The organism is Sanguibacter massiliensis (genome assembly GCF_900240335.1).
Taxonomy (GTDB): domain Bacteria; phylum Actinomycetota; class Actinomycetes; order Actinomycetales; family Cellulomonadaceae; genus Flavimobilis; species Flavimobilis massiliensis.
The window spans coordinates 730548-755664 of record NZ_LT964979.1 but is presented as its reverse complement, the minus strand read 5'-3'; the positions used below and the strand labels follow the sequence as shown (position 1 = coordinate 755664).

At 66.2% G+C, this 25117-nt stretch carries 23 protein-coding genes; 11 read left to right on the top strand and 12 right to left on the bottom strand.

Annotation, left to right across the window (positions count from 1 at the left end; translation table 11 throughout):
* The first annotated feature begins 2 nt into the window (after positions 1 to 2).
* Positions 3 to 803, top strand: coding sequence for a polyprenol monophosphomannose synthase (locus C1729_RS03565; protein ID WP_102508691.1), 801 nt, complete (start codon positions 3 to 5; stop codon positions 801 to 803).
* Positions 804 to 894: 91 nt separating this feature from the next.
* On the opposite strand, the gene C1729_RS03560 is transcribed toward C1729_RS03565, so the two are convergent.
* Entirely contained in the window at positions 895 to 1239 is a 345-nt protein-coding gene (locus tag C1729_RS03560) for an RNA polymerase-binding protein RbpA (RefSeq protein ID WP_102508689.1), read from the bottom strand.
* 407 nt (positions 1240 to 1646) lie between these two features.
* Between C1729_RS03560 and C1729_RS03555 the strand changes: the two genes are divergently transcribed.
* The 6 genes from C1729_RS03555 (at position 1647) to C1729_RS03520 (ending at position 8656) form a co-directional block, all read left to right on the top strand.
* Complete coding sequence (locus C1729_RS03555) at positions 1647 to 4007, top strand: ATP-binding cassette domain-containing protein (protein WP_102508687.1); 2361 nt, start codon at positions 1647 to 1649, stop codon at positions 4005 to 4007.
* A gap of 2 nt (positions 4008 to 4009) precedes the next feature.
* Positions 4010 to 4324 (top strand): UTRA domain-containing protein, encoded by a 315-nt coding sequence (locus C1729_RS15170; RefSeq protein ID WP_102508685.1) that lies wholly within the window; start codon positions 4010 to 4012, stop codon positions 4322 to 4324.
* Positions 4325 to 4786: 462 nt separating this feature from the next.
* On the top strand, positions 4787 to 5551 hold the full coding sequence (locus C1729_RS03535; protein ID WP_001389365.1) for an IS6-like element IS6100 family transposase: 765 nt from the start codon (positions 4787 to 4789) through the stop codon (positions 5549 to 5551).
* Positions 5552 to 5697: 146 nt separating this feature from the next.
* Positions 5698 to 6804, top strand: coding sequence for a tyrosine-type recombinase/integrase (locus C1729_RS03530; RefSeq protein ID WP_064846256.1), 1107 nt, complete (start codon positions 5698 to 5700; stop codon positions 6802 to 6804).
* Positions 6801 to 7133, top strand: coding sequence for a helix-turn-helix domain-containing protein (locus C1729_RS03525; protein WP_064846257.1), 333 nt, complete (start codon positions 6801 to 6803; stop codon positions 7131 to 7133). The genes C1729_RS03530 and C1729_RS03525 overlap by 4 nt, the downstream gene beginning before the upstream one ends.
* A gap of 2 nt (positions 7134 to 7135) precedes the next feature.
* Positions 7136 to 8656 (top strand): recombinase XerD, encoded by a 1521-nt coding sequence (locus C1729_RS03520; protein ID WP_182818766.1) that lies wholly within the window; start codon positions 7136 to 7138, stop codon positions 8654 to 8656.
* Positions 8657 to 9177: 521 nt separating this feature from the next.
* On the opposite strand, the gene C1729_RS03515 is transcribed toward C1729_RS03520, so the two are convergent.
* The 5 genes from C1729_RS03515 to C1729_RS03500 form a co-directional block, all read right to left on the bottom strand.
* Complete coding sequence (locus C1729_RS03515) at positions 9178 to 10125, bottom strand: abortive infection family protein (RefSeq protein WP_102508683.1); 948 nt, start codon at positions 10123 to 10125, stop codon at positions 9178 to 9180.
* Between the two features lie 25 nt (positions 10126 to 10150).
* Entirely contained in the window at positions 10151 to 13666 is a 3516-nt protein-coding gene (gene mobF / locus C1729_RS03510; RefSeq protein WP_040504913.1) for a MobF family relaxase, read from the bottom strand.
* 160 nt (positions 13667 to 13826) lie between these two features.
* On the bottom strand, positions 13827 to 13961 hold the full coding sequence (locus C1729_RS15165) for a hypothetical protein (protein WP_255180144.1): 135 nt from the start codon (positions 13959 to 13961) through the stop codon (positions 13827 to 13829).
* A 347-nt stretch (positions 13962 to 14308) separates the two neighbouring features.
* A complete protein-coding gene (locus tag C1729_RS03505) occupies positions 14309 to 14878 on the bottom strand; it encodes a TetR/AcrR family transcriptional regulator C-terminal domain-containing protein (protein WP_010154754.1) in 570 nt (189 codons plus the stop codon).
* A 67-nt stretch (positions 14879 to 14945) separates the two neighbouring features.
* Positions 14946 to 16712 (bottom strand): IS1634 family transposase, encoded by a 1767-nt coding sequence (locus C1729_RS03500; RefSeq protein WP_102508681.1) that lies wholly within the window; start codon positions 16710 to 16712, stop codon positions 14946 to 14948.
* A gap of 157 nt (positions 16713 to 16869) precedes the next feature.
* Here C1729_RS03500 and tet(33) point away from each other — a divergent pair, with 157 nt between their 5' ends.
* The gene (gene tet(33), locus C1729_RS03495) at positions 16870 to 18093 is read left to right on the top strand and encodes a tetracycline efflux MFS transporter Tet(33) (protein WP_074690335.1); all 1224 of its coding nucleotides are present in this window, start codon (positions 16870 to 16872) and stop codon (positions 18091 to 18093) included.
* An 886-nt stretch (positions 18094 to 18979) separates the two neighbouring features.
* Here the strand turns inward: tet(33) and C1729_RS03490 are convergent.
* Complete coding sequence (locus C1729_RS03490; RefSeq protein WP_010154757.1) at positions 18980 to 19657, bottom strand: response regulator; 678 nt, start codon at positions 19655 to 19657, stop codon at positions 18980 to 18982.
* Positions 19654 to 20094 (bottom strand): MFS transporter, encoded by a 441-nt coding sequence (locus tag C1729_RS14895; protein ID WP_064846260.1) that lies wholly within the window; start codon positions 20092 to 20094, stop codon positions 19654 to 19656. The genes C1729_RS03490 and C1729_RS14895 overlap by 4 nt, the downstream gene beginning before the upstream one ends.
* Positions 20095 to 20855: 761 nt before the next feature.
* On the opposite strand from C1729_RS14895, the gene C1729_RS03480 reads away from it, so the two are divergent.
* The 3 genes from C1729_RS03480 to C1729_RS03470 are packed head-to-tail and all read left to right on the top strand — an operon-like array spanning position 20856 to position 22850.
* Positions 20856 to 21341, top strand: coding sequence for a DUF2975 domain-containing protein (locus C1729_RS03480; protein WP_102508679.1), 486 nt, complete (start codon positions 20856 to 20858; stop codon positions 21339 to 21341).
* Entirely contained in the window at positions 21341 to 21556 is a 216-nt protein-coding gene (locus C1729_RS03475; protein ID WP_102508677.1) for a helix-turn-helix domain-containing protein, read from the top strand. The genes C1729_RS03480 and C1729_RS03475 overlap by 1 nt, the downstream gene beginning before the upstream one ends.
* A gap of 52 nt (positions 21557 to 21608) precedes the next feature.
* Positions 21609 to 22850 (top strand): phospholipase D-like domain-containing protein, encoded by a 1242-nt coding sequence (locus tag C1729_RS03470; protein WP_242493698.1) that lies wholly within the window; start codon positions 21609 to 21611, stop codon positions 22848 to 22850.
* A gap of 82 nt (positions 22851 to 22932) precedes the next feature.
* Here the strand turns inward: C1729_RS03470 and C1729_RS14495 are convergent, their stop codons facing one another.
* The 4 genes from C1729_RS14495 to C1729_RS03455 form a co-directional block, all read right to left on the bottom strand.
* Positions 22933 to 23085 carry a hypothetical protein gene (locus tag C1729_RS14495; RefSeq protein WP_165375407.1) on the bottom strand — a complete coding sequence of 51 codons (153 nt, stop codon included), beginning with the start codon at positions 23083 to 23085 and terminating at the stop codon, positions 22933 to 22935.
* 4 nt (positions 23086 to 23089) lie between these two features.
* A complete protein-coding gene (locus tag C1729_RS03465; protein ID WP_242493697.1) occupies positions 23090 to 23674 on the bottom strand; it encodes a MerR family transcriptional regulator in 585 nt (194 codons plus the stop codon).
* Between the two features lie 177 nt (positions 23675 to 23851).
* Entirely contained in the window at positions 23852 to 24628 is a 777-nt protein-coding gene (ftsR, locus tag C1729_RS03460) for a transcriptional regulator FtsR (protein ID WP_102508674.1), read from the bottom strand.
* Positions 24625 to 25095: an FHA domain-containing protein gene (locus C1729_RS03455; RefSeq protein WP_102508672.1), complete on the bottom strand. Its 471-nt coding sequence runs from the start codon at positions 25093 to 25095 to the stop codon at positions 24625 to 24627. The genes ftsR and C1729_RS03455 overlap by 4 nt, the downstream gene beginning before the upstream one ends.
* Between the last annotated feature and the right edge of the window lie 22 nt (positions 25096 to 25117).

Here is a 25117-nt window from a genome sequence, read left to right as displayed (position 1 = left end):
CGATGTCCGCCACCGACGGCGCACGACCCGGGGACGCCCCGCGTACCCTCGTCGTCGTCCCCACCTACAACGAGTCGCTCACGCTCCCGGGAACGGTCGGGAGGTTGCGTGCCGCGGCACCATGGGCCGACGTCCTCGTCGTCGACGACGGCAGTCCCGACGGCACCGGTCGCCTCGCGGAGGAGATGGGGGAGGTCGACCCTGCCATCCACGTTCTCCACCGTGAGGGCAAGCAGGGTCTCGGCACCGCGTACGTCGCCGGCTTCGGCTGGGCGCTCGAGCGCGGCTACGAGATCATCTGCGAGATGGACGCCGACGGCTCGCACCGTCCCGAGCAGATGCCCGACCTCCTCGCGCGGATCTCCGCGGACCCGCGGGTGGACCTCGTCATCGGGTCGCGCTGGGTCCCCGGGGGAGAGGTTGAGAACTGGCCGAAGCATCGCGAGGCCCTCTCGCGGGGTGCGAACCTCTACACGCGCGTCATGCTCGGCATGCCGGTCGGGGACGCGACCGCCGGGTTCCGGGCGTTCCGCGCGCAGATGCTCGAGCGGCTCGACCTGCCGTCCGTGTCCTCGCAGGGCTACTGCTTCCAGGTCGACATGACCCGTCGCGTCGTCGAGGCAGGCGGCAAGGTGGCCGAGGTGCCGATCACGTTCGTCGAGCGTGAGGCCGGTGTCTCGAAGATGAGCCGGAACATCATCGTCGAGGCGCTCGGCAAGGTGACCGTGTGGGGCGTGCAGAAGCGTGCACGTCAGGTGCGCGGGCTCTTCCCCGGTGGCTCGAAGGGCGCGTCCGCGCGCTGACCGACATGCCGAAGGGGCCCCGACCAGGTACGGTCGGGGCCCCTTCGACGTTCTCCGTGCGGCGCTCGTGACGCCGTCGGAGGTGGTGCGCTCAGGCGGAGCGGCGGAGCTTTCCGGCGCGCAGGAGACCGAGACGCTCGTCGAGCAGCTCCTCGAGCTCGGAGATCGTGCGCCGCTCGAGCAGCATGTCCCAGTGCGTGCGCACGGGCTTGGTCGCCTTGGGCTCAGGCTTGTCCGCGTCCCGCAGGAGCGCGGTCTCGCCGCAACGGCACTCCCACTCGACCGGCACATCGGCCTCGGTCGAGAACGGGAGGATGATCGTGTGACCGTTGGGGCAGTCGTAGTGCGCCTGGAAACGCGGGGCAAAATCGACGCCCTCGTCGTTCTCCATGCTCTTCGCGCCGATGCTCATTCCACGCAACGACCGGTCGGCCATCTCGTCCTCCAAAGGGCTGTTGTGCAGCAGGGGTGTCCAGTCGGGTCAACGCCACGGCCGCTGCAGACGTTCCCGGTGGCCGTGAAGGTCCCGTGAAACGCTGAGCGGGGTCGTGATGTCGGCCGTCGCCGGTGTCGCTCCGGCGCGTCGGACGGGCTGGGCCGCCGCACGGGGCGGCGGTGCTAAGGGCGGGTCCGCCGAGGGCGGACCCGGCCAGGCGGGCGTACGGGACCTTTCGTCCTGTCTCACGAATTGTGCCGTGGAAAACCTCGCCGGGCCAGAGGAGACTCTATCCCGGATCGCCACGCCGCCGGGGGAGGCCCCGGGTGACGGTGCTCACCCGGGAGGCCCGTCGCACCCCCGTGACGTGTGAGGATGGCCCGACGAACTCGACGAGGGGACGGACGATGAACGCCACGCGGCACATCGCGGACAGGCACGATCTCATCCGGGTGCGGGGCGCCCGGGAGAACAATCTCAAGGACGTGTCGGTCGACATCCCCAAACGCAGGCTCACCGTCTTCACGGGCGTCTCGGGGTCGGGCAAGAGCTCGCTCGTCTTCGACACCGTCGCGGCCGAGTCCCAGCGCATGATCAATGAGACGTACTCGGCGTTCCTCCAGGGGTTCATGCCGACGCTCGCGCGTCCCGAGGTCGACCACCTCGAGGGGCTGACGACCGCGATCATCGTCGACCAGGAGCGACTCGGTGCGAACCCGCGCTCGACGGTCGGCACGGTGACGGACGTCAATGCGCTCCTTCGCATTCTCTTCTCGCGCCTCGGCGTACCGCACGTCGGTGGGCCCAACGCGTACTCGTTCAACGTCCCGACCGTCCACGCGAGCGGCGCGATGACCGTCGACAAGGCGAACGCCAGGGCGGTGCGCACGACATTCACGCAGACGGGCGGCATGTGCCCGCGCTGCGAGGGGCGCGGACGTGTCAACGACATCGACCTCGGCGAGATCCTCGACGCGGAGCTCTCGCTGCTCGACGGCGCCATCAAGGTCCCCGGGTACACCGCGGACGGCTGGTACGTGAAGATCTACGCCGAGTCCGGGCTGCTCGACGGCCACAAGCCGATCAAGGACTACTCCGAGCGCGAGCGGCACGACCTCCTCTATAAGGACGCCGTGAAGATCAGGTACGGCAGCAACAACTTCACGTACGAGGGCCTCATCCCGAAGATCAGCAAGTCGATGCTCACGAAGGACACCGAGGCGATGCAGCCGCACATCCGGGCGTTCGTCGAGCGGGCGGTGACGTTCCGGACGTGCCCGGACTGCGAGGGCACCCGGCTCACGGAGGCAGCGCGCGGCTCGAAGATCGAGGGCCTCTCGATCGCGGACGTGTGCGCGCTGCAGATCACCGACGTCCTCGCCTGGGCGGAGGAGATCTCGGACCCGGGCGTCGCGCCCCTCGTCGCAGGGCTGCGGGAGGTCCTCGGCCACTTTGTCGAGATCGGTCTCGGCTACCTCTCGCTCGACCGATCGTCGGGCACGCTCTCGGGCGGTGAGGCGCAGCGCACCAAGCTCGTCCGCCACCTGGGCTCGGCGCTCACCGACGTCACCTACGTCTTCGACGAGCCGACGGTGGGCCTGCACCCGCACGACGTGCAGCGCATGAATGTCCTGCTCGAGCAGCTGCGCGACAAGGGGAATACGGTGCTCGTCGTCGAGCACAAGCCGGAGACGATCGCGATCGCCGACCACGTCGTCGACCTCGGCCCGGGTGCAGGGTCGGCCGGTGGCACGATCACGTTCGAGGGTACGGTCGACGAGCTGCGCGCCTCGGACACGCGCACGGGACGTCACCTCGCGTACCGCGCGTCCGTCAAGGACGAGGTCCGCACGCCGAGGGGAACGCTCGAGATCCGCGGTGCGTCGACCCACAACCTCCGGAACGTCGACGTCGACGTGCCTCTCGGGGTCCTCACGGTCGTCACGGGTGTCGCAGGCTCGGGCAAGAGCTCGCTCGTTCACGGGTCCGTCGCAGGCCGCGACGGTGTCGTCGTCGTCGACCAGGGTGCGATCAAGGGGTCGCGACGCTCGAACCCGGCGACGTACACGGGGCTCCTCGAGCCCGTGCGCAAGGCGTTCGCCAAGGCGAACGGCGTCAAGCCGGCGCTGTTCTCCGCGAACTCCGAGGGCGCGTGCCAGGCGTGCAACGGCGCGGGCGTCATCTACACGGACCTCGGCATGATGGCGGGCGTCTCGACGACGTGCATGGAGTGCGAAGGCAAGCGGTTCGGGGCGGACGTCCTCGAGTACCGGTTCGGCGGGCTCAACATCGCCGAGGTCCTCGCGCTCCCCGCCGCCGAGGCCGCGACGTTCTTCGGCGCGAAGGACTCGAAGGTGCCGGCGGCCCGCACGATCGCGGAGCGGCTCGTCGACGTCGGTCTCGGCTACGTGTCGCTCGGCCAGCCGCTCACGACGCTCTCCGGCGGCGAACGCCAGCGGCTCAAGCTCGCGACACACCTCGGCGACGCGGGAGGGATCATCGTGCTCGACGAGCCGACGAGCGGACTCCATCTCGCCGACGTCGCCCAGCTGCTCACGCTTCTCGACCGGCTCGTCGACTCGGGCCGCAGCGTCATCGTCGTCGAGCACCACCAGGCTGTCATGGCGCACGCTGACCACATCATCGACCTGGGACCGGGCGCCGGGCATGACGGCGGGCGCGTCGTCTTCGAGGGCGCGCCCGCCGCGCTCGTCGCGGCGCGTTCGACGCTCACGGGGGAGCACCTCGCGAGGTATGTGGGGGAGTAGCGGTGGGCACGCCGCTACCGGCAGCACACCTCTGGTCCACAGCGGCTGAACCACAAGCGAACCAGCATGGCTCGGCCCCCTGGTCGGCAACGCCTGGCTCACACTGGTACGCCGTCGGTTCCACGGCGGGCAGCTCGTACACGCTCGTCGCGAACCTCACGGACCCGCTGTCCGTGACGATCCTCGGTGTAGAGGTGGGCGCGCCGGTGCTGGTCGGCGACGAGATCGCCATGACGCACGACGGCACGCCCGTGCTCCTGGCGACGAACACGTTCCGGGGCGACACCTACCGGTTTCAGGTGGAGCTCCATCACTGAGCTGGCGGGCTGTGAGTCACGTCGGGTTGGCGGATGCGGGTGCTCCATCGAACGTTCTGCGTGGTTGCCGATAAGGTACATTATGTCAGAACCTAGTCTGCGTATTGCATCAGATGAATCACCACGGTCCCCCGGGCGACATGGTGCTGCGAGACGTCTGGCGAGGGCTCTGACCTGCGCAGATGCCTCTCCGTACACGATGTCGAGCAGCGGTAAGGCGCCCGGGGCTGTGCGTGGACGCGTTTGAGCCGGTTACGCAGACAGGCTCTGTTGCAAAAATCGTGAAGCTTGAGCATGCTTGGCGGAGATTGGACGGACGGAACGATGACGGATTTCAAGTGGCGCCATTTCCAGGGTGATGTGATCCTGTGGGCGGTGCGCTGGTATTGTCGCTATCCNCAGGCTCTGTTGCAAAAATCGTGAAGCTTGAGCATGCTTGGCGGAGATTGGACGGACGGAACGATGACGGATTTCAAGTGGCGCCATTTCCAGGGTGATGTGATCCTGTGGGCGGTGCGCTGGTATTGTCGCTATCCGATCAGCTATCGCGACCTTGAGGAAATGCTGGCGGAACGCGGCATTTCGGTCGACCATACGACGATCTATCGCTGGGTCCAGTGCTACGCCCCGGAGATGGAGAAGCGGCTGCGCTGGTTCTGGCGGCGTGGCTTTGATCCGAGCTGGCGCCTGGATGAAACCTACGTCAAGGTGCGGGGCAAGTGGACCTACCTGTACCGGGCAGTCGACAAGCGGGGCGACACGATCGATTTCTACCTGTCGCCGACCCGCAGCGCCAAGGCAGCGAAGCGGTTCCTGGGCAAGGCCCTGCGAGGCCTGAAGCACTGGGAAAAGCCTGCCACGCTCAATACCGACAAAGCGCCGAGCTATGGTGCAGCGATCACCGAATTGAAGCGCGAAGGAAAGCTGGACCGGGAGACGGCCCACCGGCAGGTGAAGTATCTCAATAACGTGATCGAGGCCGATCACGGAAAGCTCAAGATACTGATCAAGCCGGTGCGCGGTTTCAAATCGATCCCCACGGCCTATGCCACGATCAAGGGATTCGAAGTCATGCGAGCCCTGCGCAAAGGACAGGCTCGCCCCTGGTGCCTGCAGCCCGGCATCAGGGGCGAGGTGCGCCTTGTGGAGAGAGCTTTTGGCATTGGGCCCTCGGCGCTGACGGAGGCCATGGGCATGCTCAACCACCATTTCGCAGCAGCCGCCTGATCGGCGCAGAGCGACAGCCTACCTCTGACTGCCGCCAATCTTTGCAACAGAGCCCGCAGACACGCCGTTGACCAGCACGTATACCCTTGGCGTCTCATCGGATGCATCATTGACTCATTGGATGCAACCGCGGAACGAGGTGTCGGATGCACGTCGACGGTGTGGGTCGGGTCTCGGTGGTGCCCTCGCTGCCGGTCCTTCGGCCCGAGGAGCAGGTGCTCCAGCTCATGCTGGACGGCTGGCGCAACCAGCAGCTCTCCAGGAACCTGCAGTTCGCGACGATCGAGCAGCGGCTGCGCTGTGTGCGCCGGTTCGTTGAGCACATGAACGAGGATCCGTGGAACTGGACGCCGGCGATGGTCGAGGAGTTCTCGGCCGACCTGCGCACCGTCCGACACGTCTCTCGCTCCACGCTGCGCAGCTACCACTCTGCGCTTCGGGCGTTCACGAGCTACGTCAGCAACCCCGACTACGGATGGGACCGGGTCTGCGAGCAGTACTTCGGCACCCACCCGGCGCAGGTCTTCTTCGACTGGAACTCCGCACCGCACGTCCAGGAGTACGACGGCGGACCCACGAAGCGTCCCTACACGCGGTCCGAGCTCGATCGACTCTTCGTCTACGCCGACGATGAGGTCGAACGCATGGGGCGGTCGGGACGCAAGGGCTGGCAGGCGGCCTATCGCGATGCGGTCATGATGAAGATCGCCTACGCCTACGGCCTCCGCTTCAACGAGTTGCGACACCTGCAGCTCGTCGACTTCGCCCGCAACCCGCATGCGCGCGAGTTCGGCCGGTTCGGCGTCTGCAAGGTCCGCTACGGCAAGTCAAAGCGCTCCTCGCCCTACAAACCCCGCAGCGTGCTCACCGTCTGGCGATGGACGCCTCCGATCCTCGAGGACTGGCTCGCCAACGGTCGCGGTGAGCCCGACACACTCGACCTGTTCCCCAGCGAACGCGGCGGCCTGGTCGGAGAACCGGCGCTGCTGCGCCGGCTACGCCGCTACTGCGACGAGCTCGGACTTTCGGACGGGCTCGATCTGCACTCGTTCCGACGCTCCTACGCTACGCATCTGTTGGAGGCTGGCTGGGACCCACGGTTCGTCCAGGACCAGATGGGGCACGAGTACGCCTCGACGACCGGCATCTACCAGTTCGTCGGCGACGAGTTCCGGCGCAGCACGCTCCGCAGCGCTCTCGACAGGACCGTCAACGAGGCCCTGGCCCGCACCACGAAGGATGGAACACCATGAAACGCAAGGTCGACTACCAGTGGCGCCTGGCCGAGCTGATGGCGGCCAGAGGTCTGCACAACACGACCGATCTCATCCCGCTGCTCGGCGAACGGGACATCACGCTCTCCCGACCGCAGGTCTACCGCCTCGTCAATCAGCGGCCGGAGCGCGTCTCGCTCCAAGTTATCGCCGCACTCTGCGACATCTTCGAGTGCACACCAGCCGATCTGGTCACGACAACCGCCGCGGACGTCCGGCGCCGGAAGACCGCGACCGAGCCCGGCTCCAACGTCGTCAGCCTCGACCGATCAGTTCGACCCCGGCGCGCGAACATTCTCGACGAGTAGGGATGGCTGCCGTGGCGAGTCGAGGACCAGCAGGCCTGTCCCCCCGCTCCACCATCCAGGGTCGTCCACGCATCACCTCGACGACCGGGAACCCGTGCGCACGCTGCGGCCGCAAGATCCCGCGGGTCGCCGTCACATGGCCGGAGGGCCGGCTCTGCAACATCTGCTACTACAACGCCGTCCACACCCGAGGCGTCTGCCCGGAGTGCCTCCAAGACCGCCTGCTACCAGGACCCGCAAGCGCCGGCGGCGGTCCGATCTGCGCGACCTGCGCGGAGATCCCCCACGACTTCCATTGCGACAGCTGCGACACCGAAGCCGGGCATCACCGAGGGCGGCTCTGCGCCCGATGTGCGCTTCGCGCCGACCTCCACCAGGTCCTCGGCGGCGAGCCGGAACACCCCGCTCTGCGCGGTCTGGTCGACGCGCTATGCGCATCCGAGCGACCCGAGTCGATCCTCGTCTGGAAGCGATCCCCCAAGGTCCAGACGCTCCTGCGTGGCCTTGGCGACGGCACGATCCCGATCTCCCACGAAGGCCTCGACGCCGTTCCCGGCAAGCCGACCGAACACATCCGAGCACTCCTGCAACATCACGGCCTACTCCCCTACCGCGATGCCTACCTGCACCGATTCGAGGAGTGGATCGCCGTCAAGTTAGAAGGGCTCCCCGCCGAGGTCCGTCAGCCCGTCCAGCACTTCGCGACCTGGCACCACCTACGCAACATCCGCGCCAAATCCGAAGCAGGCGCCAACACGCGCGGCCCGGTGCACTCAGCGAAGCAAGAGATCACCGAGACAGTCAAGTTCCTGACCTGGCTGCACCAGACACACCACCGCACCGCCGCGACCTGCACCCAGCAAGACGCCGACGAGTGGCTGGCAGGCGGACCGACCACTCGCACCATGATCAGGAACTTCTTCCAGCTCGCCAAGAAGTCCCGCTTGAACACCGGTGTCACGGTCGCGCATCGCACTCCCCGATCGAGCCCGTCCCTGAGCCAGGAGCAGAGACTTGCCTGGATCCGCGAATTGCTCACCGGGACCAGCGAGTCACTCCCCTACCGCGTCGCCGGCATGCTCCTGCTCCTCTACGCGCAACCACTGGTCAAAGTCGTCACTCTGACGACCGAGGCCATCGCCGAGAGCCCTCACGGCATGAGAATCCAGCTCGGCCGCCATCCAGTGGACGTGCCTGAGCCGTTCGCCAACATGATCCGCCAGCACCGCGATGCTCGGCCCAACCTCCGGACAGCGGCAGGGACGGACAGCCCCTGGATGTTCCCAAGCATCCTCGCCGGACGACACCTCCACCCCAACACCGTGATGGACAGACTGCGAGCCCTCGGCGTGAACCTCCTCGGCGCCCGCAACAGCGCCCTCGGCGAGCTCGTCCTCCAATGCCCACCGTCGCTAGTCGCCGACGCACTCGGCTACAGCCACCACGTCGCCTTCCTCCACGCCGAAAAGTCCGCAGAACCGTGGGCCCGATATGCGGCCCGCCACGCGGGCGACCAGCGATAGCCGGCGACCACCACGATCTGCCCAGCCATGCTCGCGTTCAGTTACACCAGGATGGTCTGGCCGTCGGCCTGCTGGATGTCCAGCAACAGATGCCCGCGCCCGCGGCTCGTCCTCACCACGGAACCGAACCCAGGGCACGACATGCGCCCGGGCATGCCGCCGCGGTCAGCGCGCTCCGGTGGCACGAAGTGGTGGCCACCGGAGCGCACTGGGTCAGTGTCTGCTGTCCTCGATAGGTGTCAGCATGACAAGTACGGCTGCGGCGGCGCAGGAAGATGCGGGTGCGGACGCTGGCGTTCCACAGACGCTGCATGAGATTCATGATGGCCTCACTTTTCACACGGGAGCACTTCGATGTGGCTGGTCCTGTGTGGTGAGTGCCCCGAGGCTTCTTGGGGCGGTCTGCTCCGCCCGACGTCAGGCTTCGCGCGTGGTCTGTCCTGCCATTTCGCAGTCTACGCTGCTCGGTTGGAGTGCGGAAGAGCGGTGGAGTTCCGCTTGCGGATTGGAGTGGAGAAGCGTCAGAAGGAGGAGCCCAGCGCAGCCTTTTGCTCATGGGAGGTTTCGTGCCAGGTGTCGGCGATGAACTGCGCGACTGCAACAGTCGAGTTGAACACGAGGCGTGCATGTCGTGGAGTCGCGGGGCTCTCGTTGACGGAGCCATGCCCGTCGCCGATTGAGTTGCGTGCCTCCGCGACGGACTGCACGAGAGTGGAGAGGGCGCGCATCGCTTTGCGGAGGGCGTCGCTGCCGCGCTTGCTGCCGTCTACCGCGTCGGCATTGATCGCGAGTGCCGATGCGGTGCTTGCGAAAAGAGCCGGGAGCTCGTCTCGTTCGGAGAACTCGATATCCAGATCCGTGAGCACGATCTTGCACTGGCTCTCGAGGAGGTTCTTGCAGGAGGAGATCGCCGCAGCGGGATCTGAGCTGAGGTCGCGGCTGATTAGATCGAGGTGACGGCGCAGCACAGAGTTCTCGGTGAGGTCGGGCGTCTTGGCGAGCGTTAGCTCGGTTGGGGCGTAATACGCGGAAATCTGACGCCAGCCATAGATGATGCGATCTCCGAAACGGTCTGTCTCGATGAGCTCATACCCATCTCGGCGGAGGGTGTCATTGTAGGCAGCGACCATCGCGGCAGCGGCGTCTGGATCGTCGCGGACAATGGGATGGACTGTCTCGGCTAAGAAGTTGAGGAACGTCTCGTCGCTGCCGTTACGAAGCTGGAAACGGTCGTCGTTGAAGACCCAGTCATCCTCCCAGTCCCAGTTGTTCACCATGTGCTGGTAGATGTCGCCGCTGGCAGTGCGGTACCTGTGGTCTCTGCTCGGCAGCTCCTCCAAGTCGTAGAGCCGGGCGAGGAACTGCGGATGCTGCAGCCGCCCCGACCAGTCGTACTCGGAAAGCGAGAGCCAATCGAACACGTTTGAGCGCGTCTGGCGAGAGATCCGCGCGCGGTTCGTTGGCGTCATGCACTAAGAATATCGGCCGCATACATCAGGAAATCGACCGCCTCTGACTCCGTCTGGACCGCACTTCCTCCGGGGAGTGCTCGGTCTGCTGAAGGCTCACGAGCACGCCCTGGGCGCGTTCGTAGTCGACGCGCTGAGCATCGTCGCCGGGCACCGCTCCGAGTGGGCTGCTCGAGGTGACGCCCCACCGGTCGCGGTACGCAATGACCGCCCGTGCCGCAGCCTCACCCTCTGCGGGAGCGGTCTCGTCGAGTCCCGTCAACCAGGGCTCTGGCTGCTTGAGGAGCTTCTCGACCAGGGCATCGATGCGCTGCTCCATGAGCTGCTCCCGCTCGTCGAGGGCTTGCCTCATCGCGGGATCGGTGATCCCGGTCGCGCGCGGGACCAGGCCGGCGATCATCCTGGCGGTCCGCTGCGGAGCAGGCTGGTAGGCCGCCGTGATGCGCTGGAGCCTGTAACGCAGCAGCGACCCGAGATCCTGCACCTCGTCCAGTCCTCCAACCTGGATGATGCGCGGGAGAAGACTGTCGATGTCGTGCCCGTCGGCTTCGAGCCTGCGCAGCTCGGTGGTGAGGATCCCGAAGGCGTCTGTCTCGACGAGCTCGTCGATCGTCTCCGCCGTGAGGCCTCCGGCGTGCAGGAGGGCGATCCAGCGTTCCTGTCCGGCGACTTGTGCGATGGTGTCGTACTCGGCCGCGAGTTGCTCGAGTGAGCCCCAGAAGTCCTGCTCCACGGTGATCGTGTCGTGTGCGGAGAGCTCTGCGCCAGGGTGCTGCAGGATCCCGTAGAGGATGCTCCGGGCGGTGTTCTGCAGGTCCTCACGGTGCTGATGCTCCTCGAGGTGATGCTCGTCGGTGGCGACGTAGACGCGGTTGGATTCGCGGCCGCGGGTCATCGCGACGTAGAGGGATTCTCGGGTCACTTCCGGTGAGTGGACGACCGCGTGTGCGGTGTCGACGGTGGCCCCTTGGGCACGGTGCGCGGTGACGGCGTAGCCGAGGTCGACGTGCTCGGCGACGTAGCTCACGGGCAGCGTGATCGTGGTGCGCCGCTTCGATCCTGCCCGCCGCACGGTGAGGGATCCGTCGTCGTTCGCATGGGCGACGTGCCAGCGGTCGCCGTTTTTCACCCAGCTTCGCCCGAGCGAGAGGCGCCGATTGTTCTCGCGGGTGATGATGAGATCTCCGCGGGAAACTTCGTTGCCGTCATGGAGTTTGACGCCGTCCACAGCGACGTCGCCCTGGAGGATTCGGTCGGTGCGGGCGCGGGTGTTGAGCGCAGAGACCGTGTCGAGGGTTTCCGCGATCAGCACCGTGCTCTTTCCCGCTGCGAGGTCTGTGCGCCAGGCTTGGTAGGCGGCTTCGAGAATCTCGTCATATCCGCCCGGCGTGACGCGCTGGTGCGCAATGTAGGTATCGATGACGTCGGTGTCGCCGATCCGCAACTGCAGGGACGCCTGCTTCTCCCAGTCGTTTCGGAAGCGACGCACATCGACCAGTTCCGGGGCGTCGCCGCGGTCACGCACGAGCATCCCGAACGCGCCGCCCGCGTCCACCGCTGCGAGTTGCGCCCAATCGCCCACGAGCAGCACTTTCGCGCCGACCTGCTGGGCGTGACTGGTGATGGCATCGAGCGCGAACGTGCCACCCAAGGAGGCTTCGTCGATGATGACGAGCTGTCCGCGCGTGAGGTTCCATTTCCCGAGGCGATGCTCATGCAGCCACTTCGCCGTGTTCTCCGTCCCGATCTCCAGATCCCCGGCGAGGACGTCGGCGGCAGCGGCCGAGGGCGCGAGCCCGGTCACCGAGCCTGGCCCGTAGCGTCGCTCCCAGGCTCGGCGCAGGGCACGCATCGTTGTGGTCTTCCCAGTCCCTGCGGGGCCGACGAGTACGTCGAGGACGCGGCCGGAGACGCCGATCTTCGCGATCGCCTGCTCCTGGTCCACCGACAGGGTGTGCCCGTCGCGGTTCTTCGTTCTGGCAGCGTCCTCGATCCATGCCAGCGGTACGGTCGGCGCCGACCGATCATTCGACGCGCCAAGGAGTCGGTCTTCTGCCGCGAGCACCTGCTCGGAGGAGAACACCGTTCCGGCTTTGGGTCGGAACACGCTCGACCCGTCCGCGCGACGAAACAGCGAGGGGCTCTTCGCGAGCTCGGGCGGAGTGAGGCGCAGCGAGACCCGTTCTGCGGCATCGACGATCTGCTGGGTGATGACGTCCCGGTCGTTCGCGGACGCGAAGCGGAGAGCCATCGTCTGTCGCACGGCCTCCGCGTGGAGGTTCCACCGTTTCCACGTCGCTCGCCGGTCACCGACCTGCTGCACCACGACCTCGGCGACCTCCTCGAGATCCTCCAACGGGATATCGTCTGCCCGCAGCAACGGTTCGTGCTCACTACCGGCGAGCAGTGCCGACGCCCAGGTTGGCGCGTCCTCACCCAGCAACGCGGTCGCGCGTTCTCGCCACTGGGAGGTGAGATCGCTGAGAGAGTGCTGCTGCTTCGGGGGCCGAGTCTCGAGCGTGGCCTGCTGCCGGAACTGCCACACCAGCTTCGGGGACGGCTGCCTCCCGTGCTTCGAGACGTAGTCGTCGACCAGCCGGTCTTTGACCTGCTCGATATCGCGAGTACGGGAAGAGAACTCGTCCATCAGCTCCTGCGGCACGCCAACGATCTCCCACGCCGTGGAGCGCCCCGCACCGCGCTCACGGGCTTCCCACCCGACGCCGAGGATCTGAGTGAGATGGTCCGAGAGGACCGCGTTGTAATGCTCCGATAGGCCGGTGACGGCGGCGTGGATAGCGCGAGAATCGAGCGTGCGCCACTTCCCGTCATGAGCTGCTTGCACGCGGTTGGCGACGACAATGTGCGTGTGGAGTTGTGGATCCGCGGCCCGAGAATCGTAATGATCGTAGGCAGTCGCAATCACACCCCGCACGTCGACTTGCGCGACGGCGCCACGCGCCCCTTTCGCGCCGACCCTGGTCATCGCGACGTCGCGCTCGAGTAGGGCGATCATGTCTCGGATCGCTGCGTGGTGAGCTTGGGCAATGAGTGCTTGCGTGCCGCCGTCGGCAACTGCCCAGAGGGTCGAGACGGACTTCGGGACCGAGAACGTGAGATCGAACCCTGCGACCGGCGCATTCGTTGGCTTCTGTGCTTCCTCCGCCTCGATCAGCGCTTGCTGCGCGGTACGCTCACCTGCGGTAAGGGACTTCGGGAGCTGATCGAGGCGGCGCTGCGTCCGCTCGCCCGCGGTGGCAAACTTTCGGTACGGACGCCCCAGTTGCTCGCCGCTGTTCGGATCCTGCCCGTGCCCCATGAGGCGCCGTAACTGCTCCTCGCTCACCGAGGCACCGACGGCGATCTCTCCGGCGAGTCCTGGGAGGCCGGCCCCGAGCCAGATGCCGGGAGGCGTTCCTGCTTCAAGGTAGTACCTTGTCAGCGCTGACGACGCATCGCGATCCCCGTCGCCAGCGACAACTGCGTTCAGCAGGTACCGGTACCCGTCCCCAGCGGTCATGACCCTGATCGAGATCGTCACACTGGGCAGGTGCGCCGCAGATCTTGGGATCTACCCTCGGAAGGCGGAGAGCGCGATGTTTGCGTCAATGCAGGGAGATAGCGAAGAGCGCGCTTCAACGGAGATGCTCGAATGGGTCCACGACGGATTGGACTCCGTGGTCGCGGCAGACGTAGACGATTCACACGCCGTACCCGTCGGCGCCGCTCGGCTCGGGGTCGCATTCTGCGCGGCAGACGTTACAGAGCCGGTGCTCGTTGCTCCCCCAGACCGTGACCTCGATATCGTCGGGGATCTCCATTCCGTCGAACTCCATATGCGGAGGTTAGCTGTCGCGGATTGAGTCGTGTCAAGATGCGGCACCGATGCTAAACCGCCGTTACCTATGGTCATCGCGCCGGTCACGCACTCGACGCTTAGTTCTTGAGGTACTCGAGGACGGCGATGACGCGCTTGTTTCCTGTGCGCTCGTTAAGGTCGAGCATGGTGAAGATGCTGCTGATGTGCCGTTCCGCGATCGCGACGCGACATGCATACGGTCCCTGATTTGCTCGTTAGTGAGCTCCGTAGCCATGAGCAAAACGTCAGTATCGCGGAGGAGCTGCTGCGGGAGCGGGAAAGGATTGACCTTACTGACGCAGAGACCCAAAGCGCGAGCATCCCTCATCGCTTTGATGCCAGCCCTTCAACCATTGCAACTAACCCGAACTCGAAATCTAGGTCTTGATCGACAGGCTCACATCCGTTGTCGAGCGCTGTTTGTTCTTCTAGTACGAAACCGACCGTATAGCGGCTGATAGCCATGAGAGCTCGGACCGCAGAGACCTCAGCGAATCCTTCGGACACGAGAAACTCGATCTGACTTTCGGGGGCATCCGAGCCCGCTGGCATCTGGTCACTCTTTTGACGGTGAAACTCTGCGTGCAGCCGTGCTCCATCCCGGACTGCCAGAAGCGCTGTCCGGAAGCTCCGCGCGTTGCGCAGGAGAAAGTCGTCCCAGCGCTCCCCTGACTCTGGGAGTGAGGCGTGGTGTTCGCGATCAAGCACATCAGCTGCGAGCGATCCGAGCAGGTGGCCCTTTGTCCGAAAGTGCCAGTAGAGCGCTGGCTGCTGCACCCGCAGATGCGCAGCCAGCGCCCGCGTGGTGAAACCGTCGATCCCCGTGTTATTGAGCACATGCCTCGCACCGCGCAAGACTGCTGCACGATCGAGTCGCGCTTGTTTCTGAGCCATGCTTGCACTTTATCATCGATAACTTTATCGTTGATAAGGTGTCATCTCCTGAGTTTGGTCATTTGGCTTAGTGCCTTGACCTCCGTCCGTGAAGCGCGTCGAGCAACGCACGGTCGGTGTCGTTGATCTCGGGTTCGAAGGTCTGCCGGGTGCCGTTGATCGCGATCGTTGCCGACCGCAAGGGACGTAGCTGCCGCACGATCTTGCGGATCGCAAGCCCGCTACGGTCCTGGGCCTCGCGTGCCACGGCCAGCGCGGTGAACACCACGGTGAGGTGAGCCTCGATCGCATCACGGGTCCGCACGAACATGGGCNGCAAGGGACGTAGCTGCCGCACGATCTTGCGGATCGCAAGCCCGCTACGGTCCTGGGCCTCGCGTGCCACGGCCAGCGCGGTGAACACCACGGTGAGGTGAGCCTCGATCGCATCACGGGTCCGCACGAACATGGGCCGCGCCCGAAGGTCGGTCTTGGACATCCGGAAGGACGTCTCCACCTGCCACAGCTCGTGATACGAGCCGATGACCTCGCTCGCACTCATGAGATGCGCGGGCAGGTTGGTGACATACCCCTTGAGACCCACCAGGGACTCGGCGCGCTCAAGAGCCTTCTCGTCCAGGCTACGTGCGCCGCCGGCGACCTTGACGAACCTTGCCGCGCGCCCGGCCTGCGCACCCTCGACGATCGCCCTGGCGCGGTTGGCCTGCGCGGTCAGGGTGTGCCGGTCACGGACGGCACGTTTGCGGGAGTAGGCCCACACCGCCCGCCACGAGGCAGGATGCGCGGCGGGATCCCAGACAGGCTCGGCTCGGCGCAGCGGGTCATTCTCGAGGACGCGGGAATCCTTGGGCGTGATCGTGTCGATGACTTGCCCGTCGGTGAACGCATCCCCGTTCCAGCGGAAATGGGAGGCCAGGTCGATGGGCGCCTTGGTGGTGCGCGAGCCGACGATGAAGTGCAGGTCCGCCTCGTCCAGGGCTGTGAGGTTGACCCCCGAGAGCATCCCGGCGTCGGCGACCACGACCATGTGCGCTACATCGTGGCGGGCCTGGAACTCCCGCACGATCGGCACGATCGTGCGGGTCTCGGCCTTGTTGCCTTCGAAGCAGCCGATCTCCAGAGGGAACCCGCCGCGGTCCACCAGGAGGCCGACGACGATCTGAGGGTCGACGCGGCGCTCCTTGGAGAAACCGACCTTGCGCAGGTCGTCTTCTTTCTCCGCCTCGAAGTAGAGGGTGGTGACGTCGTAGAGAACCAACGACACGTCCCCGCTGCGGGTGGCGCGGGCGAAACAGGCCGCAGCGATCTGTCCGCGGTAGTCATTGGCCGCTGCGCGCTGCAGGCAGCGCCGCAGCGTCGACTCGCTCGGCGGGGTGCGGTCCACGTCCCGCAAGACCCGTCCCACGTCGCGCAGGGAGGTCGGCTCGACCAAGCGCGCGATGACCAGGTCGCGGAACGTGTCATCGCCCAAGGTGTTGAACCCGAGCTGGTCGTAGATCGCCTCGAGCGCGCCAGCCAGCGTGCCCGAGCCGGTCCCGACGACCCTCCCGGCGCCGTCACGCTCGTCGGCGCCGACGGCTGGGGGCCGCCACAGCCGGGAGGTTGGAGCAGGCACGAGCCGAGCAGTGCGCGGAGCGGGAGGCGTGGCGAAGTCCAGGGCGCCTTGGTCCGGATCGCCAAGCAGCCCGCGGGCGTGCTCGAGCAGAATGCCGAGCTCTGCCTCAGTGTGAGCCGAGCCGACATGAGCGACGATTCGGCGCTTGCCTGCGACGGACTCGGCGATCTGCACCGCCGTCGCCCCGGAGGCGGTTCGAACCTTTCTCACCCATGCCACGGCCCGATTGCATCACGCCTTAGTGCCTCAAATCAAGGCACTACGAGTGCATCGTTGCAGGTCAACGAACTGGGACAGGCGCGCGGCCGCGAGCGTGACCAAACTCAGGTCTGAGCCATGCTTGCACTTTATCATCGATAACTTTATCGTTGATAAGGTGTCATCTCTCACTTCCGCTCGTGGCTCGTTGGCCACGGTCCTCATCACGGCTAGCCTCGACGCCGCCGGCATGGGCCTGGTGATGCCGATTCTCCCCGCACTGCTACACGAGGCAGGGGTCACCGCTGATGCGGTTCCGCTGAACGTCGGAGTGCTGATCGCGCTCTACGCGGTAATGCAGTTCATCTTTGCCCCCGTACTGGGAACACTGTCGGACCGATTCGGCCGCCGCCGGGTGCTGCTTGTTTCCCTGGCCGGTGCGACCGTCGACTATCTCGTGCTCGCCACGACATCCGCTCTGTCGGTGTTCTATATCGCCCGTGCAGTGGCTGGGATAACCGGAGCGACCAATGCGGTCACCGCCACCGTGATCGCCGACATCACGCCACCCCACCAGCGCGCCAAGCGTTTCGGTTTACTCAGTGCCTGCTATGGCGGCGGAATGATCGCGGGGCCAGCCATGGGTGGACTGTTCGGTGCCATCTCGCCACATCTGCCGTTTTTGCTCGCTGCTCTTCTCTCAGCGAGCAATCTGGCACTCACCTTTATCTTGTTACGCGAGACCCGTCCTGATTCCCCTGCGCGCTCTGCGTCGCTCGCTCAGCATCGTGGTCGCCCCGGCCTCAGCGCGGTGCCTGGGATTACCTTCCTATTAGTCGCATTCGGCCTTGTTCAATTCATTGGGCAGGCTCCAGGTGCGACCTGGGTGCTGTTTACTGAACACCGCCTCGACTGGAGTCCCGTCGAAGTTGGAATCTCCCTGTCCGTCTTCGGGATCGTACAGGTTCTCGTGCAGGCCCTCCTTACTGGCCGCATCGTGGAGTGGATCGGTGAGGCAAAAACAGTCATCATCGGGTGTGTTACCGACGCCTTGGGTCTCGTAGGCCTGGCGATTGTCACTGACGCATTTTCCATGGCGCCTATCTTGGCGGCACTGGGGATCGGTGGCATCGGCCTCCCCGCTCTGCAAACCCTTCTCTCCCAGCGCGTCGATGAACAGCACCAAGGGCGCCTCCAGGGTGTGCTCGCCAGCATCAACAGCGTCACATCGATCTTCGGACCGGTCGCTTTCACAACGATCTTCGCGCTCACTTACATCAACGCCGACGGCTTCCTCTGGCTCTGCGCCGCAGCACTCTACGTGCCCTGCGTGATTCTCATCATGCGTGGTACAGCAGCGTCCCCGAAGTTCGGCTCATGGGCGAGCGGCGACTCGATGTGAGTTGTGAGACGTGAGCAGGAGCAACACGGCGGCGACACTGCTTCGCCATGGCCGACTAGCGAGACGGCGCCACCGGGAAACTCGGCATCATCTACCAAGGACAGGTCAGCTGGGAGCCTGATAGACCCATCGAAATGTGCGTGCCGATCGCGGAGAAAGGCCGGGCGCATCGGATCGAGCCATAGCACCATGAGTCTTCACGGAAGTGCGTTGACGGAGACTTCGTTGTGAACCGGGCCAAGGGAGAGCTGGAGGCCCTCTCCGAGTGGCTTGCCGATGACATGAGCTGGACGCTCATCGAGAAATCCACACACAGCGGCCCCAGTGCAGCCCGAGAGGTGCGCCCGCCGTTCTCCCGAGCGGGTGGAGGTCATTTCTGTCGTCACCCACGGACGACGCGCTTCCTGCGACGGCTACCTCGAGGCTGGAGGAATGCGCGTCCGTTTCAGCCATGCGTTCCGCTTCGTCAGCACCCCCAAGACCGCGATGATCGCAGAACTGCGACGCTACTGCATCGAGACGCAGGTTGACTGAGGCCTGTGCGGACAGCACGAACGACCCTTAAGCCCGTAATCTGGGAACCGCAGAAACTACCCGATCGAAACGCAACTACTTTGCCGGCCCTACGGGGTTGGCTCGCGGTCGTCGTCCTTGGCCGCGACCGTGCGCAGGAGGTGCTTGTAGCCATCCCTCGCGATCATCACGCGCATCGAAACCGTCACGACGCTACTGCCTTCGACGATCAGGGGAGCGGGGACTGATCGCGGACGCGCTGTCCACTTTGGTTAAAAGATTGCGCCGCTGTAGACGACCGCCATCTAGATGCCGACGATGACCATGCTCTCGAGTGCGCCACTACCCACCATTAGTGTGGTCAGGGTCGGCTTCAGGTGATGAGTCCATGTCGGTAGGCGGTGATGGCGGCGTGGACACGGTTGTCGATGCCGAGGGTGTTGAAGAGCTGGGAGACGTATTGCTTGACGGTGCCTTCGGACAGATGCATGGCCCTGCCGATCTGGGCGTTGGAGAGTCCGCGAGCGATGTGGGTGAGGAGCTCGATCTGGCGCTCGGTGAGCAGGGCAGTGAGTTCGTCTCGCGCGGTTCGGGTGCGGTGGCCCGCTCGTTGCTCGGCGGCGAGCCAGCGGGCGACTCGAGGGGAGAACGCGCCTCCGCCGTGCGCGAGGGCCCTGACGCCGGCAATGAGTTGCTGAGGTTCGTCGGACTTGAGGAGGAAACCGAGGGCGCCGGCGTTGATCGCATCGGCGATGAGATGGTCGTCGGAAAAGGTGGTGAGCATGGCGATCGGAAGCTCGGGCAGTCGGTGCCGGATCTCACGGAGAGCTCCGATGCCGTCGAGTCGTGGCATCTGGATATCCAGCAGTGCGACGTCAACGCGGTGTGTTGCCGCGGCGTCGACGGCCTCGTGGCCGTTGCTGGCGAGGGCGGTGATGTCAAGGTCAGTGGCGGAGGCGAGAATAGCGGCGACGCCGGTGCGGACGAGCTGGTCGTCATCCGCGATCAGGACACGGATCGGCGGGGTGTCGGTGCGATCCTCCGGGGTCATGGCGCGGGAACCGTTCCGATCCTGCTGACCTGGTCGGAGGCGAAGCAGACGACGTGGACGTCGACTCGTTCGAAGAAGCTGATTTCCGCCTCGTAATAGTGACAGGTCTCGTCGGGGCGAGGCGGGAACTCATCGCGTGGAGGATCGAGCATCTCCAGGGCGGCCACCGCGTCCTGTCCGGCGACTCGAGGGGCAATGGCAGTCTGTGTGGTCTCGGTGACGACCGTAGTGGTGCCGACTAACCCAGCGACCAGGTACAAGTGGACCATGGTCAGCGAGTCCAGTGCCAGGGCAGTGATCACCGTCGCCAGCAGCATTGCTCGGACCAGGCCAGAGCCAGCGAGCAGCCGCACCGTGGGCGAGCGGTCGACCAGGACCCCAATCGGGATCCCCAGCACGAGGAATGCCAGTGTTCCGATGGCGTTGAGCAAACCCATCTGCGCAGCACTGGCTCCAAGAACCAGTACCGCCAAGACATCAGTTACGAAGTCGACACCCCGACGCCCAGCGGCATCCAAGGCATTGGACAATAGCAATGGCCACCTGGGCCGTGGTAGCGAGGATCGCAGAGAAGAAGAGGAATCGGTAGAAGACATGAACTTCCCTCAGGAATGAGCGGGCGAGTGGGCAGAACAAAGGACCGCGCGACGTTCCAGCGCGGTCCTGTTACTCGCCACTTACAGGCTGGCCCGAGCCCTGAAGAACATGTCCCAACCTTCCTGGATGGATCGACCAGGAGCGTGGACAACCGTCCCCGCTCAGTGCTGAGTCTAGGCCAGCGCCAGCGCAGACCCTCAGTCGCATCCCCACATGCCGCCGAGCACGCGTCCTCGATTCCCTCCCCCGCGTCGCTCTGAAGGCCGGAACTGACTGCCCCAGCCCTTCGCGGGGGAACATGCCCGAGCCGGATGCGCAGTGGTGCCGGTGCCGCGCTGCGTTCTCCGACAGATGAAGCAGCACGGTCCCGCTGCGCGCCCCTGGCCGAGCAGATCGGCGCACGCGCCATGGTGCCCGCGATCGGCGTTGCTGCCAAGGCCGTGACCACGCTCGCGATGTCAGGCCCCTCGGCTGAACCACAGCCTGACTCAGCTCGTATACGCCCAACCTTGATACGCAGGGTTACCAGTAGCGCCAAGCGTTGACCTCGGACCTCCCCCTCACCTTGACACGCAGGCTCCCACCTATCGATCATCGATAGATGAATCATGCGACCATCCTCATGCTGCGCACGATGCTCGGCGTCCTCATGCTCGGCACGTTCGGGGCGCAGTTGCTCCCCCCGATCGTCGCGAACGAGATCGCCACCGCCGCACCCGAGGTCAGCCACCTCGTCGTCCCGTACTCCATCGCCGGCATCCTCGGGATCGCCTGCGCCCAGGTGGTCCTCGTCGTCATGTGGCGCATGCTCGGTCTCGTCGCCGACGACACGATCTTCTCGTCGCACGCCTCGCACGCGCTCCGGCTCGTCGACGTCGTCGTCGGCGCCTTCGCCGCCGGGACGCTCCTCACCGGCATCGTCGCGACGACGATGCTCGTCGTCCCGAACGCAGCCTCGCCCGCAGAACTTCTCGCAACCCTCGGCGTCGGCGCGGTCGGCGTCGCGCTCGTCCTCCTCATGATCGTCATGCGAGGACTCCTCGCCGCGGCGGCGCGCGACCGCGCCGAGCTCGCCGAGGTCGTCTGATGGCGATCGTCGTCGACATCGACGCCCTTATCCAGTCGCGTGGTCTCACCGTCGGAGCCCTCGCCGACGCCGTCGGGATCACGCCCGCCAACCTGGCAGTGCTCAAGAACGGCCGCGCGAAGGCGGTCCGGTTCACCACGCTCGACGCGCTCTGCAGGGTGCTGGCGTGCCAGCCGGGCGACATCCTCCGTCACGTTCCCGACTCCCCCGCCTGACCTGCGACGAATCAGGCTGCCCAACTCGTCGAACGGCGGATACAGTGACGGCGTGCCACTGACTGAGAACGTTCGACGAGCTCTCGTGCGCGGCGCTGCCGTCACGGTTGCCACCCCGTTCGCGCTGGCCGGTGCGCTCGTCGTCGCCGAGGCGATCAAGACGTACCGTCACGGGCGCAAGCCCGCCCAGTTCCCCCACCTGCCGCCGCTCGACGCCAAGATCGGCGCGTCCCGCTCGACCGTGTTCACGTACGGCGAGGACCTCTATGCGGCGATGCTCGAGGCGATCCGTGGTGCTCGGACGACGGTGCTCCTCGAGTCGTACATTTGGAAGAGCGACGAGCTGGGCGAGCAATTCAAGCAGGCGCTCGTTGACGCCGCCGCTCGCGGCGTCGACGTCTACGTCATCTACGACGCCTTCGCGAACATGGTGGTCCCCCGCACCTTCTACGATTTTCCCGCACCCATCCACGTGCTGCGCTACCCATTCGTCCATGCGAAGACGTTCACGTTCAACATCCGCCACCTGGGCCGTGACCACCGCAAGATCCTCGTCGTCGACGACGAGATCGGGTTCGTCGGCGGCTTCAACATCGGCTCCCTCTACGCGACAGAGTGGCGCGACACGCACCTGCGGCTTGTCGGGCCAGCCGTGTGGGACCTCCGCAACGCGTTCGTCGACTTCTGGAACGGCAAGCGCAAGGCCCACCACCCGATCCTCCCCGACCCGGGCTCCGACGTCTGGGACCCGCATGTCCGCCCTGCGCGGAACGTGCCGTCCCACATGCTGTTTCCCATCCGCGGCATCTACCTCCAGGCGATTGACCGCGCACGCCGGAACATCTTCATCACGCAGGCGTACTTCATCCCGGACGAGGAACTGCTCGACGGGCTGCTCGCCGCGGCGCGACGCGGCGTCGACGTCCGGATTATCGTGCCCGCCGCCTCGAACCACGTGCTCACCGACTGGCTCTCCCGCGGGTTCTACACGACGCTCCTCGCCGGGGGCGTGACCATCTGGATGTTCGAGAACGCCATGGTCCACGCGAAGACCGCGACGATCGACGGCGAGTGGACGACGATCGGCACCGCGAACATCGACCGGCTCAGCCTCACCGGCAACTACGAGATCAACCTCGAGGTCTACGACCGTGACGTCGCAGCCCAGATGGAGCGGGTGTTCGCGACGGACCTCACGAACTGCCGGCAGCTGACGCTCGACGAGTGGTCCGTGCGGCCGTGGTACTCGCGGCTCGGCGAGCGCATCCTCGCACCGCTGCGCCCTCTTCTCTAGCGCCGCTCCCCCACGTTCTGCTTCTGGCACGCGCCGGGAACGACGAAGGCCCCGCCGTGGCGGGGCCTTCGTCGTCGATCGTTCAGCCGTCGTCGCGGGTTGCGTCCGCGATCTCCTCTTCGGGGCGCGGCGGGACCGTCTCGTCGTCCTCGAGGAGCGGCACCTCGTCGAACTCGGGGTGCTCCGCGCGCAGCCGCGCGGCGACCTCCTCGGGATCGTGCGCGGCACTGCTCATGGCCTCAGCCAACGTTCCGCGCTCGACGACGCGCCGCGAGCTCGTCGACAGGTGCCGTGGCCTGCTCCTCGTCGGAGAGACGCTCGGTCGGAAGCTCGGCGAGGGTTCCCTCGACCTCGCGCCAGACGCGGCCGACCGCGATGCCGAAGACACCCTGTCCGCCCTGGACGAGGTCGATGACCTCGTCGGCGCTCGTGCACTCGTAGACCGACGCGCCGTCGCTCATGAGCGTGATCTGCGCGAGGTCCTCGACGCCACGCTCGCGGAGGGTGCCGACGGCGGTGCGGATCTGCTGGAGCGAGACTCCTGTGTCGAGCAACCGCTTGACGACCTTGAGGACGAGGATGTCGCGAAAGCTGTAGAGCCGGTGCGTGCCCGAGCCGGTCGCCGGGCGGACCGTGGGTTCGACGAGACCGGTGCGAGCCCAGTAGTCGAGCTGGCGGTAGGTGATGCCGGCTGCTCGGCAGGCGGTGGGGCCGCGGAAACCCGTCGCGGGGTCGGACTCGGCGAGGTCCTCGCCGAAGAGGAGGCCCTGCGACGCGACGACCGCGCGTGCAGGTCCGTCGTTCGTCTCTCCGGTGACGCTCACTGTGCCTCCTGATGGCGGGGTCCGGTTCCCCTCGCGGGCGCCGGGCTCGATGTCTACCGCTACGCTACGGTCCGCCCATGGCAGCGTCAACGACATCGGGTCCGACACGCTGTCGGCGTGTCGCACGTCGAACCCTGACCCTCAACTTCAACTTGAGGGTGGGGCGCTCCGGGCGTGTCAGCGCAGGTCGAGCCGGGCGACCGACTGGCGCAGCATCGCCGCGTGCAGCTGCGTGAACGACTCCCCCAGCTCAACCGCAGCAGCCTCGGCGCGCGCCCTCGCATTTCGCCCGACCTTCGCCCGTGAAGGTGCCACGACCTGTTCGACGAGCCCGATCTCGCGGTCCACTGCCGTCCGCAGCGCACGCAGGTGCCGCGGCTCGACGCCGTGCTCGGCGAGGACGGACGCGTGCAGCACGACCTGACGCGCCCACGCGTCGAATCCCCCGCGCTCGTCGAGCCGCACGATGCCGGCCTCGACGAGCGCGACGACGAACGTCTCCTCGACACCGAGGTCCGCCGCGAGGGACGACGCAGTCTCGCGGTCCGCCGCCCGCAGCGGCGCGTACGGGACCCCGTCCTGAACCGCCTGAGGACCCGTCGGAACCTCGGCGAGCCCCGCATCGAGCTCGGCGAGCTGCTCCTTGATGACACGGAGCGGCAGGTACGCGTCACGCTGCTGCGCGAGCGCATATCGCAGTCGTTCGACGTGCGCCTGCGAGTACTGGCGGTAGCCCGCCGGAGTCCGCACCGGCTCGACGAGCCCCTGCTCCTCGAGGAAGCGCAACTTGGAGTGGGTGAGTGCAGGGAACTCCGGCTTGAGCGCCGCGAGAACGTCTGAGATCCGCATCGTGGCCGTCGTCGGGACCCCGGCCGGCCACGACCGCACGAGATCGAGGCGGGGTGCCTCGACGGCACCTTCGTCCGTGACCTGCGGCAGCTGCCGCGGCGTCACGCAGGAGCCCCGGGCTGCTGGCGGCTCGGGAAGTAGACCATGCGGAACTTGCCGATCTGCACCTCGTCACCCGTGCGCAGCGATGCGACGTCCACCCGCTGACGGTTGACGTACGTGCCGTTGAGCGAGCCCGAGTCACGCACGGCAAAGCCCCCGCCGTGACGGACGAACGCCGCATGCTTGCGCGACACGGTGACGTCGTCGAGGAAAATGTCCGAACGCTCGGAACGCCCGACGAGCACCTGGTCGGCGTCGAGGAGGAACCGCGATCCGGCACCCGGGCCCCGAAGCGTCACGAGGAGCGCGCTTCCCGCAGGGAGCGCGGCGATCGCAGCCTCGTCCTGGGCCCCGGGACGTTCGACGGGCTCGCCGCTCGACGGCTCGGGCGCGATCGCGCCGAAGACCATCGTCTGGTCCAGTCCCCGCAGGGGGTCGTCCCCCGGAATCGGGTCGCCTGCGTGCGTCATGGGCCCTCCTCGCTGCGTCGGT